At 70.4% G+C, this 18,540-nt stretch carries 12 protein-coding genes; 1 reads left to right on the top strand and 11 read right to left on the bottom strand.

The window, feature by feature from the left end; translation table 11 throughout:
• From FF041_RS18465 to FF041_RS18430, 8 genes are all read right to left on the bottom strand, one after another.
• Positions 1–1,511 (bottom strand): condensation domain-containing protein (locus FF041_RS18465; RefSeq protein WP_323392065.1); only part of this gene is annotated, 1,511 nt, incomplete at its 3' end.
• A gap of 278 nt (positions 1,512–1,789) precedes the next feature.
• A complete protein-coding gene (locus FF041_RS18460; protein WP_228388319.1) occupies positions 1,790–3,139 on the bottom strand; it encodes a HAMP domain-containing sensor histidine kinase in 1,350 nt (449 codons plus the stop codon).
• A gap of 20 nt (positions 3,140–3,159) precedes the next feature.
• A complete protein-coding gene (locus FF041_RS18455; protein WP_323392063.1) occupies positions 3,160–3,813 on the bottom strand; it encodes a response regulator transcription factor in 654 nt (217 codons plus the stop codon).
• Positions 3,814–4,080: 267 nt separating this feature from the next.
• Positions 4,081–6,147 (bottom strand): ABC transporter ATP-binding protein, encoded by a 2,067-nt coding sequence (locus FF041_RS18450; protein WP_228388318.1) that lies wholly within the window; start codon positions 6,145–6,147, stop codon positions 4,081–4,083.
• 101 nt (positions 6,148–6,248) lie between these two features.
• The gene (locus FF041_RS18445; protein WP_153523823.1) at positions 6,249–6,473 is read right to left on the bottom strand and encodes an MbtH family protein; all 225 of its coding nucleotides are present in this window, start codon (positions 6,471–6,473) and stop codon (positions 6,249–6,251) included.
• A 309-nt stretch (positions 6,474–6,782) separates the two neighbouring features.
• The gene (locus FF041_RS18440) at positions 6,783–7,613 is read right to left on the bottom strand and encodes a hypothetical protein (RefSeq protein ID WP_456154182.1); all 831 of its coding nucleotides are present in this window, start codon (positions 7,611–7,613) and stop codon (positions 6,783–6,785) included.
• A 1,095-nt stretch (positions 7,614–8,708) separates the two neighbouring features.
• A complete protein-coding gene (locus FF041_RS18435) occupies positions 8,709–11,762 on the bottom strand; it encodes a helix-turn-helix transcriptional regulator (RefSeq protein WP_228388356.1) in 3,054 nt (1,017 codons plus the stop codon).
• Positions 11,763–12,800: 1,038 nt separating this feature from the next.
• Positions 12,801–13,748, bottom strand: a complete 948-nt coding sequence (locus FF041_RS18430) for a LysR family transcriptional regulator (RefSeq protein ID WP_323392061.1) — start codon at positions 13,746–13,748, stop codon at positions 12,801–12,803.
• A gap of 122 nt (positions 13,749–13,870) precedes the next feature.
• Here FF041_RS18430 and FF041_RS18425 point away from each other — a divergent pair, with 122 nt between their 5' ends.
• Positions 13,871–15,088: an aminotransferase class V-fold PLP-dependent enzyme gene (locus FF041_RS18425; protein WP_153523819.1), complete on the top strand. Its 1,218-nt coding sequence runs from the start codon at positions 13,871–13,873 to the stop codon at positions 15,086–15,088.
• Between the two features lie 184 nt (positions 15,089–15,272).
• On the opposite strand, the gene FF041_RS18420 is transcribed toward FF041_RS18425, so the two are convergent.
• From FF041_RS18420 to FF041_RS18410, 3 genes are read right to left on the bottom strand one after another with little or no spacing between them, the layout of a single operon-like run.
• Positions 15,273–16,184 (bottom strand): hypothetical protein, encoded by a 912-nt coding sequence (locus tag FF041_RS18420; RefSeq protein WP_153523818.1) that lies wholly within the window; start codon positions 16,182–16,184, stop codon positions 15,273–15,275.
• Positions 16,177–17,421 (bottom strand): FAD-dependent oxidoreductase, encoded by a 1,245-nt coding sequence (locus FF041_RS18415; RefSeq protein WP_153523817.1) that lies wholly within the window; start codon positions 17,419–17,421, stop codon positions 16,177–16,179. The genes FF041_RS18420 and FF041_RS18415 overlap by 8 nt, the downstream gene beginning before the upstream one ends.
• Entirely contained in the window at positions 17,418–18,485 is a 1,068-nt protein-coding gene (locus tag FF041_RS18410) for a hypothetical protein (RefSeq protein ID WP_153523816.1), read from the bottom strand. Before FF041_RS18410 ends, FF041_RS18415 begins: the two co-directional genes overlap by 4 nt.
• Positions 18,486–18,540: the final 55 nt, after the last annotated feature.

Below are 18,540 nucleotides of genomic sequence, written 5' to 3'. Positions count from 1 at the left end.
CCCTCGAACGCCTCCACCACCGACCCCGCCGACACCGGCCGAGCCGCCCCACTCCCACCCTCCACCACCCGCGAACGCTCAACCCCCGCCAACACATCCAACTCACTGAGCCTTAGCTGCGGATCCGCCGCAGCTTGGCCCAGGAGAGTCAGAAATGAGCGATGGGATGCCTGGATCCAGTCACGGTCGTACATCGTGGAGTTGGCTTCAAGGGATATCCGCATTCCGTCGTCCGCTGACCAGCCACTCACCATCACGCCGAAATCCTCGACGCGCCGACTCGACAGGTCTCGGACGATTCCCCGGTGCTCTCCGAACCGGAGAATCCCCCCAGCCATCGGCATGACATTCACCGAGGGGCCGAAATGCCATCGGTCACCGCTCGGCCAGTTGAGCTCGCGGCGCAGCCGCTCCCCTCGAAAACCCTGGTGATCGAGCAGGCTCTCAATCTCTCGCCCCGCATCCTGAGCCAGATCCAGAAAGGTCATGCCAGCGGTCACCGGCAGTCGGAACGGCAGTATGTTCGCCATGGTGCAGGGTGTCCGTCGCGCCTGGTCGCTCATGCGTCCGGCGACCGGGAGGCTCAGGACCGCCTCGTCCGACCCGGTCATGCGGGCCGTCAAGGCCGCTGCCGCCGCGACGACGATCCTGGGCCAGCTCACCTGCGCGCGGGCCGCGGTAGCACGCAGGGCCGCTACCGCGGAGGGGGGCAGATGACCTGCCTCACGCAGAATTCCGCCGGTTCCGCCAGTTCCGCCAGTTCCGCCACTTTCATCAGCTCCGTCAGCTCCGTCAGCTCCGCCGGTTCCATTGGCTTCATCGCCCGCGGCTGACCCATGACCGGGGATACCGGCCAGATCCGGCCGGTCCGCGAAGTGCTCGTGCCAGTACCGCCGGTCGTGCGCGTACTGTTCCGAGGCTCGATAGGCGGACTCCTGCTCCATCAGCTCGTGAAGTGACGCGTGTCCCGCGGGCGCGTAGGGCCGCCCGTGCAGAAGCGCCGTATAGATCGCTGCCACACGCCGCCCCACCAGCGAGCATCCGTAGGCGTCCATCAGCAGATGGTCATAGCTCTGGTACCAGATGTAGTGGTCGGGCGCCAGCCGGAAGAGCGCATAGGAGAAGAGCCGACCGGACTGGGTGCCGATCTCCCGTCGCGCGTCAGCTCGCATCCAGGCTTCGGCGACCGCCCTCGGGTCGCCTTCGGCACCGAGAGCACCGTGTTCGCTGAGTGCACGAAGGCCGTGGGGGTCCTGGAGATCTATGATCGGCAGATCCCATTCCAAGGCCGGAACGACGATCTGCGACACCTTGTCGCCGTCTTCCACGAATCGCATATGCAGGATCTCCGTCTCGGCGACGGCCTGCCTCAGCGCACGCTCGAACACGGAAGTGTCAATCGGCCCATGGATGTCGATGTACTGGCCGGCGCTGTACAGCCGGCGGGATCCTTCGAAACGTTGCGCCAGCCAGATTCCCTCTTGGGCATCGAACAGGGGCAGCGTGCTCACAGATTTGCCGTTCATTATTCCCCCTAGTCGAGCAATCCACATCGACTGTTTTCACCGGCTTCACCCGCACGGATACACATCAGGACCCTACTCATGCGGCTCCCCGATACCCACTGACTGGGGTATCGGATGAGTAGGCTGGAGAGAGTGCCGTTCTCAGATGAACGGCCGAATTGGTGAACGCACGGCCATGAGCATGGAAACGCATGGCTATTTCCATGCTAAGTGCGACAACGCAATCGACGCGACTGTCTGCCGTATGCGTTACCCGAAACGCGCTATCGCCGTCCAGTCGTGCGGGACTGACGCTTCCTCCGAAGCCGAAGGCCGCCGAGGGGCGAGGCATCGTGCGCGGCTGTCGCGGGGCCCGAAAGCTGCTCGTGCTGGCATGGCTCCGTGGTGAACCGGTCCGCCGTCCGCAGCGGGAAGGCGACCTCCACGACGAAACCGCCCTCCGGTCGGGCGTACACGCTCAAGGTCGCGTCATGGGCGGCGGCGATGGAGCGCACGATCGACAGTCCCAGACCGTGATGTCCGTCGCCGGCGGTACGACCGAGCCGCTGGAACGGCTCCAGCAACTGGCTCACCCGCTCCGCCGGAATCCTGGGGCCCGTGTTGGCCACCCGGACGACGGCGTGTCCCCCCTTGGCCCAGGTCGTGACCTCCACCCAGCCATCCGGCGCGTTGTACCCCATGGCGTTGTTCAGGAGGTTGGCCAGCAGCCGCTCGACCAGCGCACTGTCGCCCCAGATGCCCGCCGGCTCGATCGCCCGCTTCAGCCGCAGCCCCCGTCGCTCGGCCTCCTGGCGGCAGCCCAGCGCCAGCTGCCCGGCCAGCTCGTCCAGCTCCAGGGGCTCCCGGCGGTCCAGACCGCGTTCGCTGCTGGACAGGGTGAGCAGCGACTCCAGGAGCCGCGCCTGCTGCTCGCTGAGCACCAACAGCCGCTCGAAATTCGACCGGAACGAGTCCACGGTGGCGTCACGGTCGATCAGCGCCTCCTCCAGCAGCGCGTGTTCCACGGTCAGCGGTGTACGCAGCTCATGTGCGGCGTTGGCCACGAACCGCTTATGGGAATCGAGCGACTTCTCCAGCCGGCCGAGCAGCCCGTCGACGGTGTCCGCCAGATCCGTCAGCTCATCGCCCGGGCCCTTCATGGCCAGCCGCTCATGCACATTGTGCGCGGAGATCCGCTGAATGGTGGTGGTCATGGTGCGCAGCGGTCGCAGTACGCGCCCCGCGACCACCCACCCCAGTCCGATCGCGATCACCGACATGATCGCCAGCGCCGTCCCGGAGTCCATCAGCAGATCCTGTACTTCGGCCGCGCGAGCGCGCATCGCCCGCCGCTGCTCCTCCTGGGCGAAGCCGGGCGTACCGCTCGGGATCTGGGTGCCCGCGGACAGATGGACTCCGCTGTCCGGTGTCGGTCCGGCTGTCGGGCCTCTGACGATGACCTTGCTGTTACGGCTGCTCACCAGCAGATAGGTGATCGTCAGCAGGACGGCGCCCAACGCGACGAAGAGCGACCCGTACAGCAGGGTGAGCCGCATGCGCACCCGCCGGGGCATCAGACGGGACAGCCACCGCAGACAGAATCGGGCCGCACGGGCCGGGCTGGGCAGGCGCATCGGCATCTCACATCACGTCATCAGATCCGGTATCCGCCGCGGGGGACGGTCTCGATCACCGGCGGGGAGCCCAGCTTCGACCGCAGACGGTTGATCGTCGCCTTGACCGTCGTGGTGAACGGGTCGGCCGCCTCGTCCCACACCCGCTCCAGGAGCTCTTCGGCGGACACCACTCGGCCCTGGGCCGCCATCAGATACTCCAGCACCCCGAACTCCTTGGGGGTGAGCGCCAGCCGCTCCCCGGCCCGGGTGGCGATCCGCCGTGCCGGGTCCAGCCTCAGATCGGCGTGTTCCAGGACCGGTGGCACCGCCCGGTGGGAGCGGCGGGCGACCGCGCGGATGCGCGCCACCAGCTCGGCGTACGCGAAGGGCTTCGGCAGATAGTCGTCCGCGCCGATGCTGAGCCCCTCCACCCGGTCGGAGATCGTCCCCGACGCCGTCAGCATCAGCACCCGGGCGTGGATCGGCTCGGCCACCAGCGCTCCGCAGACTTCGTCGCCGTGGACTCCGGGGAGGTCGCGGTCGAGGACGACCACGTCGTAATCCACCACCGCGGTGCGCTCCAGCGCGCCCTCGCCGTCGTAGACGACATCGACCGCCATGCCTTCTCTGCGCAACACCCTGACCACGGAATCCGCCAACTCGGCGTGGTCTTCGACCACCAGTACCCTCACCGCTCACCCCCAACATGGCGTACTGCGGCCGGCATGAGCGGGCGACAGATTCGGATCGCGTCGACCAGAATGCCCTCGTCGGGGTCACTTGCTGGTCACAGCCCGCCACGGCCCTGTGTGAGGCTCGTACGGCCCCAGTCTACCGGCGTCGGTCGTGGATTCTCAGGGCCCTGGGCAGAACCGGATCGGTGCCGCGGATGCCGCCCATCCGGATCCGTAAGGGCCTCGGGTGTACGGGCTCTCTGCACGTACGTATGGGTTCCGGGGTCACCCGTGTCTCGGCGGCGGCGGACCGCCGGGGCCGGGACCACCGGGACCAGGGCCGGGACCGGAGGTGAGACCACCAGGGCCGGGACCGGGACCGGGACCGAGGAAGATGCCCGGGCCGCCCGGGCCGCCGCCGGGGAAGGGACCGCCCGGGCCTCCGGTCAGAACCGGGCCGGGGCCATGGAGCCCTGCGGCCGGCTCCGGACCGGGTTCCGGAGCGCCGCCGTTCCCGGACGGCCGGCGGGAGAACTGTGTGCGGTACAACTCCGCGTAGAGTCCGTCCTGTCGCAGCAGCTCCTCGTGGGTTCCGCGTTCCTGGACGCGGCCCTTGTCGATGACGAGGATCTGGTCGGCCTCCCGGATGGTGGACAGCCGGTGGGCGATCACCAGCGAGGTCCGCCCCTTCAGCGCGGTCTTCAGGGCCTGTTGGAGGGCGGCCTCGGATTCCGAGTCGAGGTGCGCCGTCGCCTCGTCCAGAACGACGATCGGCGGGGCCTTGAGGAGCAGCCGCGCCATGGCGAGGCGCTGTTTCTCGCCGCCGGACATCCGGTAGCCGCGGTCACCGACCACGGTGTCGAAGCCGTCGGGCAGTGATTCGATCAGGTCCCAGATCTGGGCCGCTCTGCAGGCGTCGATCAGTTCCCGCTCGGTGGCGCCGGGCCGTGCGTAGGTGAGATTGTCGCGGATGGTCGCATGGAAGAGATGGGCGTCCTGGGTGACCATGCCGACGGTGTCGTTCAGCGATGCCAGCGTCACGTCGCGAAGGTCGCGGCCGTCGATTCTGATGACGCCCTCTACCGGGTCGTAGAGCCGTGGCACCAGATGGGTGATGGTCGTCTTGCCCGCGCCGGACGGGCCGACCAGCGCGGTCAGCTTCCCGGCGGGCACGGTGAAGCTCAGATCCCGCAGGGTCCAGGTGTTCTGGGCACGCTCCGGCATGGGCAGGGCGATCGATTCCAGCGAGGCGAGCGAGACCTCAGCGGCTGCCGGATAGCGGAACGACACTCCCGCGAACTCGATCCCGGGCGCCGCCCCTCTCCCGTCCGCGGCGCTCGGAAGGGGCGCCGCGTCGGGCTTCTCCGAGATCAGCGGCTTGAGATCGAGAATCTCGAACAGTCGGTCGAAGCTGACGAGTGCGGTCAGCACACTCGTGTGGGCGCTGGAGAGCTGGTTGATCGGCCCCGTCAGGCGGGTGAGCAGCGTGGCGAGCGCCACCAGGGTGCCGATCTGGAAGGCGCCCTCGATGACGAGGCCGCCGCCGAGGCCGTACACCAGCGCGATGGCCAGGGAGCCCACGAGCGTCATCGTGAGGAAGAGCGACTTCCCGTAGACGGAGGTCAGGATGCCGAGGTCACGTCCCTTGCCCGCCAGCCGGGAGAACGTGCCCGTCTCCGTCGCCGGGCGGCCGTAGAGCTTGGCGAGCAGCGCCCCGGTGACATTGAACCGCTCGTTCATGAACGAGCCGATCTCGGCGTTCACCTGCATGTGTTCCCGCATGATCCGCTGTAGCCGTTTGCCGACGATCCGGCCCGGCAGGATGAAGAGCGGGATCACCACCACGGATATCAGGGTGACTGTCCAGGACAGATAGAACATCGCGGCCAGTACCAGTATCAGGGTGAGCCCGGCGGACACCACGGTGGACAGCAGGGAGGTCAGCGCCTGTTGCGCGCCGACGACGTCGGTGTTCAGCCTGCTGACGAGGGACCCGGTCTGCGCACGGGTGAAGAACGCGAGCGGCTGGCGCTGCACATGGTCGAAGATCCGGGTCCGCACGTCGTAGATGAGTCCCTCGCTGATGCGGCCGGAGTGCCATGCCTCCGCGAACCCCAGAAAGGTGCTCAGCAGGGCCAGTCCGGCGACCGCCACGGCGACCCACACGACCACCGAGGTGTCGCCGACGGCGATGCCGCTGTCGATGAGGTACTTGAACAGGAAGGGCGTGGCCACCACATTGCCGACGTTCAGCGTGGTGGCGACCAGGAGAAGAATGATGTTGCGTCGGTACGGTCTGGTGTAGGGGAGGATTCGCTTCGCCGTGCCGGGCTTTATCTGCTGCCTGGTCATCGACTCATCCGGCCCCGCCCCGCGCATTAACACTGGTCCCGGGCCGCTGATTATGGCCACGAAATCCTCCTGTTTCCTTGTCGTTGCCGGGCGGGACGGGTCTAACTGATGGCTTCGTACTTATCCATCTCCTCGATGAGGCTCTTGGGGCGCATGTCCGTCCAGTGCTCCTCGATGTACTCCAGGCAGGCTTTACGTGTGTCCTCTCCGAACACGACCTTCCAGCCGGCCGCGACCTCGGCGAAGGCGGGCCAGAGCGAATGCTGGTTCTCGTGGTTGACGAGCACCAGGAAGGATCCGTTTTCGTCGTCGAATGGGTTCGACATCTTCACTCCAATGGTTTTCGCGGGCAGGACGGTGTCACGCTAGCCGGGCGTATCAGGGCCGACAAGGCCGTCCAGGCGAGGTGTCGTACGGGACGGAATTCGCCCCGGCGGGCTGTTTGCCAGGTGCTCGGATTCTTGTGGGCGCGGCTTTTATAAGGACGTCCAACTGGACGAGCAAACCACTTGGTCGGGCATGGACGCGATGGGCACGGTCCGGTTCAGGCGGAGGATGTCACCGTCGTTCGCTTCGGAAGGGCCAGGCGCCGCCGGGCGGCAGGGGGAGCCGACCGGCGGCGCCGTGTCTTTCCTCTACGCGCTCTCGGCGACCTTGCGTTCCAGCCTCAGGGCGAACTCCGTCCACACTCCCCCGCATTCGCGGGCGAGCCGGGCGACGGTGGCTCGCACGTGCGGTGGCACATTGTCGATGATCTCCTCCCAGCCCTTCGCGCTGATCGTGTGGATGGTGAGCAGTCGCAGCAGGGTGCGCCCGGTGTTGCTGAACCGCAGCGCCGGATCGGCTTTGAGTCGTGCCATGATCTCGGCGCGGTGCCGCACCGTCGCCCGGTCGAGCAGCGTTCCCGCCTCTTCCGCGGCAGAGCCGTTCGGCCGCTCCGCGGGTCCGTTCGCATGCTCGGTCCGTTTCCTGGAGCGTGGCTTCGGCAACGGGTCCTCACCCCGGCGCAGGCGGTTTCTGACGTCGCGCGCCGTCTCCGGGGATATCGCTGCCGCGCGGGCTATCTGCCGCAGCGAGAGGCCGGGGTTCTCGCTGATGAGCTCGCTGGCCAGCCTGCGTCCTTCGACGGCGATGTTGATAGGGCGGACCCGGCCGTCCTGACCGGTCCTGCTGACCTCGGCGGCCGGCCCGCCCGGAGCGCGCCTGCGGATCTCCGCGACGGTCCCATGGGCGATGCCGGCGACCGAGGCGATCATCCGGTCCGACCACTGCGGGTGGGAGTCGATGATGCGTCGGGCGGCGTGCTTCCGCTCCGCCAGCGTCAGCGGCAGGCCGTGCGTGATGTTCGACTCCACGGCGAGCACAAAGGCTTCGGCCTCGTTGCCGTCGAAGAATCGGACCGCGACTTTGTCCAGCCCTCGGATTTCCGCTGCCCGCAATCTGTGCAGACCGTCGATGACACGCATCGTCGGACGGTGCACGATGATGGGCGGCAGCGGCGCCTGGGCCGCTGCGAGTGACTCCACATGGTCCGGGTCGGACCCGGAGATACGTGGCGAGTCGGCCGTCGAAAGAGAATTGATCTCGACTTCGACTACCAGGTTCTGATCAATTTGTGCATACCCGAGTTGCAATTCCAGTTCCCCCTGCGTCAGTGATGTGACCGGTGCGCGGGCATGCCCCATGACGTTGGCCGGCGCACGGTACGGCTCATACCGTGCCGCCGGACCCCGCCCAGCGATCCGCGGCCACTGGAAGGCCGCTCCACACCCGCTCGGCCGGATGTCCACCCATCCCCGCTTCTCGGCGCGGACTCCAGCACGCACTGGCTCATCCGCACCGTCCGGCCGCCGGTCGGGCCCGGTGCGGTCGCCAGCAGGAGCTCGATGTCCCGCCTTCGAAATCGACTCGCGAGACCGCGTCGCACACCCCGCCTCAACGGCCGGCTCACCGGCGATACGGTTCCGTACCGTCCTGAGTGCGCCCGGCATGAGGCCGAAGCCGCGTATCTCGTCGAATTTCAGAAGTCTGCCCTGTGCCGGTGTTATGAACTTTCCGCACCTGACCCCACGACACCACGATGCAGAAAATAAATAACAACCGCCGACCGAGCACCAACCCTAACAACGCATTTTATCGACAGGTACCCCTATCAACGGCATCACGCGTGATGAGGCACCCTTAGCGACCCCTATTCGCCGTCCCCTGACGGTCTCTCCGTCCGCCGGGTCACGGGTCGTCCGTCGAAGGGGAGTCACGCGAGCGGGGCGGGCCGGTGACGGAGTGCGGCGACCGGCCGGCGGAGCCCGGTCACACCACAGCACCGTGCCCGGACCGAGGTCACGGGATGGTCATGGACGCCGGTGTGACGCGGACCGTGGTGTGACCATCCGGCCCCTACCGTGCGATGTCCAATGTCCACTCCGACATCGCTCCGCACCAGGGACACCGCTGACATGGACGGCTTCAGCCGGCGACGGCACAACGGCCCGGCGGACCCACGCTTCCCCGCCCTCCGGGAGGACGGGGAAGGGTCCTGCTCGCGAGGCCGCCTGTCCCGCCTATCCCGCGCGGAGGTGGCCCCGGGCGGTTCCGCCGCGGCTCCCTGCGGGCCCCTGCGGACCCCTGGCGCCGAGCCCGTACATGGGCGCCAGGTCCGTACGGCGCCGGACGTCGAGCTTGCGGTACACCCGGGTCAGATGCTGCTCGACGGTGCTGACCGTGATGAACAGCTTGGCGGCGATCTGCCGGTTGGTGTGCCCCCGGGCGGCGAGCGTGGCCACGCGCAGTTCCGCGTCGCTGAGTTCATCGATCACGTGGGGGCGGGTGCCGGACAGCGGCCAGGGCCGTTCGGACGCGGAGCGCTGCCTGGTCCCCTCCTCGGCCGTGCCGGTGCCGACGCCGATATCGGCGTACGCGTCCGTGTCCGTGTCCGTACCCGTATCCGTATCCGTGTCCGTATCGGCTGAGGAGGTCTCATGGACCGGTGGGGGCACATCGTGGGCCGACGGCTCGATCCCGCACTCCCTCATCAGCCGCTGTGCCGTGCGTGCCAGTCTCCGGGCCCGGCTGCCGTCGCCGAGTTCGTGGTGGGCGCGGGCCAGTTCTTCGGTCGCCCGGGCCAGTTCGAACCGGTGACCGCGCTCCCCGTGGATCTCCATGGCCTCGCCGAGGAGCCTCGGCCGGTCCTGGGGCTCGGCCGTGGCCGCGAGCACGCGCAGCGTGACGCCGCGCGCCCAGGAACCGCCGGCGCGGAGCCGGGTCAGCTGCTCCTCCGCCAGACTCCGGGCGCGGCGCTCGTCGCCCAGCGACAGACAGACCCGGGCGGCGTCGCTCCGCCAGGGGATGAACTCGGGCAGGTCGAGACCGCACGCGGCCGTCAGCTCCCCGCACACCAGGAAGTCGTCGAGCGCGGCGTGCGGGCGGCCGGCGGCGAGGTGATGGTGGCCACGCGCCCAGAGATAGAGCGGTCCCCCGGAGGTATGGCGGGCCGCGTCCGGGATCGGGACGCTGAGCTGGGCGGCGGCATGGTCGAGTCGCCCCAGCGCGGTCTCGGCGCGGAGCAGAGCGGCGACCGGGGAGGCGACGGCCACTCCCCATCCTTCGGGAGCGATGAGGGTGAGCGCGGCACGGGCGGAGTCCGCCGCCGCGGCCAGCGCCCCCCGTCTGAACTCGACCAGCGCCTTGAGCAGCGCGAACAGCGACTGCCACATGGGGGCATGGCGCTCCGCGGCCTCCTGGCGGAGGGCATCGCACCAGAAGGCGGCCTTGTCCAGTTCGTCGGTGAGGACGAGGGAGGACAGTGCGGCCAGAATCTCCGTGAGCGAGCGGTCGTCCAGCCGGGCTCCCTGGAGAGCCCGCTCCGCCCGGACCACAACACTCTCGCCGCCGCTGTCACCGTCGTCGTTCCCCGTCGGGTCCAGGACCGTGGCCAGCAGGGCCAGCGCCCCCTGTTCGGTGCCGCGGGCGGCGGGGAGGAGCCGTCTCAGGGCGTCGATGACGCCGGGCGGCCCCGCAAGGCCGAGGGGCGTGCTCTGCCGTACGGAGTCGAACCGCTGGGGCTTCCGGGGCCCGTGGGGCTTGCCGGCACGCGTCACCGGCCCACGGAGCGATTCCGGTCCGGGTTCCCCGGCACCGGGTCCCGCCGCGGCGTCGAGTACGGCGAGGGCCTGGTCCACCTGGCCGAACCACAGGAGATGTCCGATCAGCGTCCTGGTGTCACGCATGCCGAGACGCCCCGCGCGTGCGGCGGCGGTGAGCTCGGGCAGATGCCCGTACCCCGCTGCCGGATTGACCCGCCAGCCCGCCTGGATGAGCGCCACCCTGATCGACAGGGCCTGGCGCTCGTCGGGGCAGCTGTCACGGGCGGCGCGCAGACAGTCGAGGGCCAGAGCCACCTCGTCGTCGGCCAGCGCCCGTTCGGCGGCCTCCAGCAGGGTGGGCAGCGTCCAGGGAGCGTCAATGGGATCCGCCGCGATCAGATGCCGCACCAGCACGGTCGCCGGCTCGCCGTGTTCGTGCAGCACTCGGGCGACCCGGGCTTCGAGCCGGGTGCGGTACGCCGGGTCCATGCTCCGCAGCACCGCGGTGCGCCCGGCCTCGTGGCGGAACCGGTCGGCGCTGAGCAGCCCCGTCTCGTTCAGGGCGTGCAGGCTCCGGTGGGCCTCCTCGGCGGTGGTTTCGAGTACGGCCGCGAGTGCCGCGCGCGATGCGTGCGGGCCGAGTACCGCCAGCGCCCACGCCGTGTGCCGGATCGCGACATCGCCGCGGTACAGGCAGGTGGTGACGGCCTGTTCGAAGGCGGGCCCCGGCACCGGCCGCCCATCGGTTTCATCCGGCTCGGCCGTTCCGTCCGGCCCGGTCGCGGGCCCGGCCCCGGCTGTGGCGCGGCCGGCCCGGCAGTCCTCCAGCAGCGCGCACATCAGCAGCGGGTTCCCGCCGCTCAGCCGGTGGAGGTCCGGGGCGAGCGAGCGCGCCCGCCGCCCCGACCGGCGGGCGGTGATCATCTCGGTCACGCCGCGGCGCGAGAGAAGGCCGAGCCTCATGTGGCGACAGCCCGGCAGCCGGAGCAACTCGACCCGAAAGCGGGGATTCTCGGACAGAAAGCTACTGCTTTCGCCGAGCACCACCAGAATGCGACCGGCCTCGATTCGGCGTGCTAAATACAGTACGCATTCCAGCGAATAGGCATCGACATGCTGCACCTCGTCGATGCACAGCACCATCGGCTTTTCCCTGGCCTTTGCGAGGAGAATCCCGCAGAGTCCGGCGAGTACATTCGCCACTGCCGCGGGCAGCGCGCCCTCGTCCCGTCGTACCGGCGTGGCCGCGGCCTCAGGGTCCTGTAGACCGGCCGCCAGTTCGACGTCCGCACCCGGCAGATCCGCACCCAGCAGCAGCTGCTCCATCACCCCAAGTGGCAGATCACGCTCGGCTCCTGAGCCTGTGGCCTGCAGAAACAGTGCCCCTGCGGCGACCACACGAGTCCCGAACGCCCGTAACAGCGCGGTCTTCCCACTCGCCGCCGGGCCACTGATCAAGGCCACTCCACCACGCCCCGCCATGCAGGCGTCGAGCATGCCGTTCAAGATCGATATTTCCGCGTTCCGTTCCATCAATTCCATGAGTCAGTTTCCCCCGTGCCCTGACAGGTGATCCTTCTCCCGGAGAGGATGGGTCCAGGCCAAAACCGCCCGGCCTGGCCACCGTACTCTGCTCGATACTGCCATACGTGAAAAGCATTCACCACGCAAACACGGTCACCAGTCCCTCACAATTCAGCCCGCCCATCGCTTGGTTGGATTTCTCCGATCCACCCCGGGGATAGCGAGGCGCCCTTCGGGCGGCCCATCCGCTGCGGGGCCGCCGCCGCATCTCGCCGTGATACTCCGGCGCGTACCGCTCCCACGTCCAAGGACGCGGCGGGAGGGACACGGCGGCGTCGGGCCGGGCCAGGGCAGGTGGCGCCGACAGCGCACCAGCGTGTACGCCGACAGGGCGAACAGCGGTCATACCCCCGGCGCCCCGGGGCTGACACCGTGACCACCGGTGCCTGGGCCGGATGCCACGGGGCCGCGATCGCGGGAGCGCGCGGTGTGTCGACCGCGCGCTCCATCAGCTGGTTGAGCCGGTCCGGCGGCAGCGGCGCCCCGACCAGGCGGTCGACGGGCGGCGGCGCCCCGCACCAGGACGCCGGATTCCGTACGGGGCTGTGCGTCATTCTCCTTATGCCAGACGGCGGGCGGGACCCTCCGGCGCAGTGAGCGGGGCGGACCGCCGCCGCGTGACGGCGGTCCGGGACGAGCCGTCACCCGGCCCGGATAGGGGTCGCTGGGTGCGAGCGGCCCGAGGATCCGGTCGCCGACCCAGAGGCTGTCGTAGCCATGTCCTCCAGGGCCCGGCTGAGGTCGGGGACGAGATCCGGATCGGCGAAGACACCGAACTGGGGAACAGCGAATCCGATACGCATCAGAAATCCTCAGATCTTCCTCGAAATGCGGTGGACTGCGCGCTCTGCACTGTGGCACGCCCGGAGCACCGCGGGACGTTCAGGGGGCATGCCCCGGATACGCCGGAAACCCGCCACGGGGTGATCTCGAATGCCTGACCGGTCGTCTCCGACTCCGCGACCGCGTCGGTCTGTTCACATCCCGTCAGTGGTGCCTGCGCCGCCGATGCGGCGGATACCCGGTGCGGGCGGGCAGTTCGCCGATCGCGTGGCGGATCGCGGTGAGGAAGGTCTGGATCAGGGGGTGCTCACCGGCTCCGGCGCGTATGGTCGCGAGCACGGTACGGGTGTGGCCGGCGGAGCCGTCGAGGAGAGGGCCGGGGGCGCGGTCGAGGAGGAGGCCGGGGGCGCGGTCGAACCACAGCATGTCGGGCAGGAAGGCCACCGCGTGGCCCTGCTCGACCAGCCGTGCGTGGACCAGCATGTCCGCGGACACATAGGCGACGTCCGGCTCGAAGTCGGCGGCGTGACAGATGGCCGTCGCCCATGCCCGGGCGGGTGTGCCGGCGGGTTCCATCACCCAGGGGCGCTCGGCCAGATCGGCGAGCGACCCCACAGGTGCGGGGGTCGCCAGCCGCATGGCGTCCTCGCACAGCAGATGGTGCTCGAACTCGGAGGCGCGGACCGGCCGTACGTGCCCGGGGAACGTCTCGGCGATCACAAGGTCGAAGTCCCGGGTGAGCAGACCGGGCAGCGAGGTGTCGGGCTCGGCCTGCGTGGCCTCCACCCTGATCCGGGCATGGTTCTCCCTCAGCCAGGTCAACGCGGTGGGCATCAGTGCGAGCATCGCGGTCTGGAAGGCCGCCACCCTGATCGTCCCGGATACCTCATACAGCGAGGCCGCGATCTCCGCCTCGGCGCGTTCCAGCTCCCGCAGCGCCTTCTCCGTGCGGGCGACGAGGATCTCAGCCTGCGGAGTCAGCCGGACCCCTCGGCCTTCCCGCTCCAGCAGCGGTGCGCCGACCTCGGACTCCAGCAGCGACAGCTGCTGGGAGACGGCCGAGGGGCTGTAGGACATGGCCGAGGCGACAGCGGCCAGCGTGCCGCGGTACTTCAGCTCCCGCAGGACCTCCAGGCGACGCAGGTTGTACACGCCCCTCACTCCATTCATCAGTTTCCGTGACCTGTCTCCTCCATAAACATTCACTTTACTGAAGGGACTCGCTTTGGGACCGTGAAGGCAGAGCAGCACCGCACAAGTGGGAGATAAAGACCATGGATATCGAAGCGCTCCGCCAGGACACGCCGGGCACCGCGAACCGGATTCACCTCAACAACGCGGGCGCGGGCCTGCTGTCACGGCAGACGCTCAAGGCCGTGACCTCCCACCTGGAGCTGGAGGCCGCGATCGGCGGCTACGAGGCCGCCGACCAGGAACGGGACCGCATCGACGCCGCCTACGGGCACATCGCCCGGCTGGTGGGCGGTCAGGCGGACGAGATCGCGCTGTTCGACAACTCCACCCACGCCTGGAACGCCGCGTTCTACTCCATGACGTTCAAGCCGGGCGATCGCATCCTCACCGGCCGGGCCGAGTACGGCAGCAGCGTCCTCGCCTACCTTCAGACGGCTCAGCGCACCGGAGCCGAGGTCGTCGTCGTCCCCAACGACGAGTCCGGCCAGCTCGACACCACCGCCCTGGCGAACCTGATCGACGACCGCACCAGGCTGGTGGGCATCGCCCACGTCCCCACCAGCGGCGGCCTGGTCAACCCGGCCGCCGAGATCGGACGCGTCACCCGCGCCGCCGGCGTTCCCTTCCTCCTCGACGCCACCCAGTCCGTCGGCCAGTTCCCCGTGGACGTCGCCGAACTCGGCTGCGACATGCTCACCGCCACCGGCCGCAAGTTCCTGCGCGGCCCGCGCGGCACGGGCTTCCTCTGGGTACGCCCCGAGGCACTCGCCTACCTGGAGCCGCATGTGGCCGAGATCGCCGCTGCCACCTGGGACGGCAGGCGCGGCTTCACCTGGCACGACGGCGCGCGGCGTTTCGAGACATGGGAGGTCTGCTACGCCAACGTGCTGGGGCTGAGCGCCGCCGTCCAGCAAGCCCTGGACCTCGGCATGGACGAGATCGGCCGGCGCACCCTCGCCCTCGGCGCCTGTCTGCGCGACCGGCTGGACGCCGTGCCCGGCATCACCACGTACGACCTCGGCCGGCAGCGGTGCGCGATCGTCACCTGCACGGTCGACGACATGGCCACGGCCGCTGTCGCGACCGCCCTCGCCGGGCACGGCGTCAACGTCAGCATCACCGACCCGGTGCAGACCCAGTTCGACACCGAGGACCGGGGCGTCCACCCGCTGGTACGGCTCTCGCCGCACTACTACAACACCGAGGCCGAGATCGACCGGGCCGTCGAGGTTCTCGCGGAACGCGCCAGGGCAATACAGGACAGTTCTTCTGCTTCTTCCCGCACAAGGCGTCGTTGACGAGCTGATTGACACGGACGTCGCGGTCGTCCAGGGCGAGGCTGGTGGATCGCAGCACGACGACCCCCGCTTGCCCTTGTCGACGAAGCCGTCGGCGTTCACCCTCGACGGCGAGTACCCGCCCACCAAGCCCTTCCGACCCCGTCGGCAGGACAGCCCTCCCCTCCGCGCGCCGAAGGGCGCCTCACCCCCGCGTGGCCAGGGCCAGCCCGGCCCAGGCCGTGGTGATCCGCCCCCGGTCCTGGCTGTGGTGGAACAGCCGCCGGCCGTCCGGGAAGTCGAACCAGAAGTAGAGCACCGGCTCACCCCGCCAGCGCCCTCCTCCCTCGTCGCGGCGGAGCAGCCAATGGAGCCCCCGCTCCCGCCGCCGCGGATCGCGCCCCAGCAGCGCGAGGGAGAGCACGGCCGCCGCCGTGGAGATGACGCCGCCCTCCCAGGAGCCGTCCGCGCGCTGCTCCGCCCCGATCCAGTCGGCCGCCCGCTTCAGCTCATGCTCATACGCGCCCGCCGGTCCGGACAGCAGCCTGGCGCAGTAGTACGTGGCGACGTACGGCGACGGATACCAGCGGCTGAGCCAGCTCCCGTTCTCCCGCTGCCGGGCGGCGACCGCCGCCCGGCAGGCCGCGATCTGCCGGGGATAGGCGTCCGCCGCGATGCGCTGGAGCGCCCAGCCGGCCTGCGCGGTGGCGTCGAGGCCGGGCCCCTCCCAGTACGCCGCCCGGCCCCGGGCCAGGGACGGCCGGCCGTGCCGGTGCTCCGACAGACTGCGGAAGGCCCCGGCCCCGGGATCGTAGAAGAGATCCACCAGACGCGCGGCGCTCGCCCGCAGCCGCCGCGCGGGCACACCCGCCGCCAGCAGCCCGTCCAGCACCAGACAGCTGTCCTCCGGGGTCACCCCGTACCCTCGGTCGTACTCCCAGAGCGAGTCCACCGCACGGTCCAGCAGTGCGGACGCGAGGGCGCCGTCGTCCGGCCGCGACTGGAGGACGAGTCCGTAGAACGCCACCGTTCCCTCGGCACGCGTTCTGACCAGCCGGGGCCGTTCGCCGCCTATCTCGTAGACGCTCGCCTCGGTCAGCGGTTCGGCGTCAGACACGGGGGCTCCTGTCGGGGAGATCGGGGAGAGGGGAGGCGTGGAGGTACGCGCGAACGTCGGCCGCCGCCTCCCGTCCGGAGGCGATCGCGGCGGTCATCCCGTACGGAAGCGGACAGCCGGACCGTACGTCGACGTAGTCACCGGCGAGGAAGACCCCGGGCAGCGGACGGCGGACGGCGGGATTCCATGACCGGTAGCTCTCCGGCGCGATGATGACCCCGGCGGCGGGCCAGCGCCGGACGCCGTGGGCGAGAACGCCGTCGCCGTCGCCATCGCCGTCGCCGTCCCAGAGGCCGAGGCCGCGCAGCAGACCGGCGGTGCGGTCGCGGAGCTCGTCATCGTCCAGGGCGGCGGCCGGGGCCGACTTGTGCGCCATGAAGTACGCCTGGAACACGGTTCCCGCCCCGGGCCCCATGTCCCGCTGGAGCACCATCGTGGCAGGCAGCTCGGGGGTGACGGCGTATGCCCAGGGCAGCCGGGGCCGGGCGCGGACGGCGAGCGCGCAGACGGTCGCCGGCCCGTAGCGCAGCGAGGCGAGGAAGGCGCGGGAGACCTCGGTCGGCGCGGCCCGCGCCAGGAGGTCGCGTGCCGTCAGGCCGGTGGTGGCCACCACCGCGGCCCTGGCGCGCACCGTCCGCGGTACTCCGGCGGCGTCACGGCAGTGGACGCGGACGAGGCCGCCGCGTCGGTCCACCCGCTCGGCGGCGGCGCCGTACACGATCGGCGTCCGCGCCGCGCCGTGCAGCTGCGCCCGTACCAGTTCCCCGTTGCCCGCCCGGCGGAATCCGGTGGAGTACGGGAGGAAGGCGTCCCGGGTCCGGCAGGGCAGGTACGCGGCCGGCGACCCCACATGGATCCGCTGGAAGAGCGCTTCGAGGACGGGCGGCGACGGCTTCTCCTGGCCGCAGGCGCTCAGACACCGCCGTGGGTCGGCCCCGAGGTGCGGACGGCCGGCGAGGACCAGCGCGAGCCGGGAGAACCCCGGCCGGACGGGGCCGGGGGTGAAACCGGACGGCGCGTCGGCGGCCCGGTACGGCAGGACGGCGCCGAGGTCGAAGACGTATCCGCCGTGGTGCTCGGTCAGGACCCGGCCGCCCGGGCGGTCCTCCCGTTCGAGGACCGCCACATCCAGGTCGCGGAGCGCGTGGGCCGCGCGCAGGCCCGCCAGCCCCGCGCCGACGACGACCGCATCGAGGATCCGGCCCTCGTCGAGCGCCGCGGCGCGGTGCGCCGTCATCCCGTCACCCGGTCGGCGGGCCAGGAGAGATGACGTACCGACAGATACGCTTTCGCCGAACAGCCGCCGTCCGGGCGGAGCGTGAGCTTGAGATGGTTCAGCCCCCGGGCGAGGACCTCGATCCGGCCGCCGGGCCCGGCGGCCGGCGACGGCTCGATCCTGTCGTGCCCGGCGAAGCCGAGGAGCGCGTCGCCCGCGGGCCGGGTGGACAGGCCCGTACGCACCAGCTCGTCGACCAGACGCGCCCACCGCGGCTCGCGCCCGGGCCGTCTCTTGGGGACGAACGACAGCTCCAGCCCCAGTGTGGGCCCCACCTCCTCGGTCAGATCGAGATCCACGTCGATCCGGTCGGTGGCCGCGCCGGCCCCGGCCACCAGCCGTCCGGCCCGCGCGGAGTCGCCGGGCCAGCCCGCCGCACGCGCATAGGGGACGATGTCCTGGTGACGGAGCCCGGTCACACAGATCCGCAGCGCCGAGGGCGTACGGGAGCTCATCAGACCGGCCTGGAAGATCCCGGCGCCGGCTGGCAGCGGGGCCAGACACCGGGCGAGACAGGCGCGGGTGCCGGGGGCGAGGCGCGAGCGGGTGAGCTCCTCCAGCCGCCCGGCCAGCAGATGTGCCGCCGGCTTCTGGTCCGCCCCCAGGACGCCGCGTGCCCCGAGGAAGGCGCTGGGCGTCCGGCAGACGGCGGCGCCTTCGAGATCGAACTCCAGCCACAGGTTGAGCACGGACCGGTGGTGCGGCGAGCCCGGACGGTCCCACTCCGCCGCGAACCGCCGCAGCGCCGCCCAGGTCCGCGCACCCGCGTCGTCCAGTGCGGGCGGAATGGGGGTCCGTGCCAGTGCCGCGCCCTCCCCCCGGGAGACGCAGGCCAGAAAGCCCAGCCGCTCCGCACCCGCCCCCAGCCCGCACTCCAGGCCGAAGAACCGGCTCGCCGCCTCGGGGAGCAGCCCGGCGGCGGTGCGGGCGGCCTGGTATGCCGGGCGGGGCAGCAGCGCGTCCGGCAGGTGGGGGGCGATCGCGGCGAGCCGACCGGCCAGGGTGGCGGCGGTACGCCCGGTCACCCCGCGGCCTCCGCGCGCCGGACCCGATCCCGACTCCGACTCCGGGTCCAGGTCC

Source organism: Streptomyces jumonjinensis (genome assembly GCF_009600885.1).
Taxonomy (GTDB): domain Bacteria; phylum Actinomycetota; class Actinomycetes; order Streptomycetales; family Streptomycetaceae; genus Streptomyces; species Streptomyces jumonjinensis.
The sequence above is the reverse complement of the archived record's forward strand: the minus strand, read 5'-3'. Positions and strand labels throughout refer to the sequence as shown.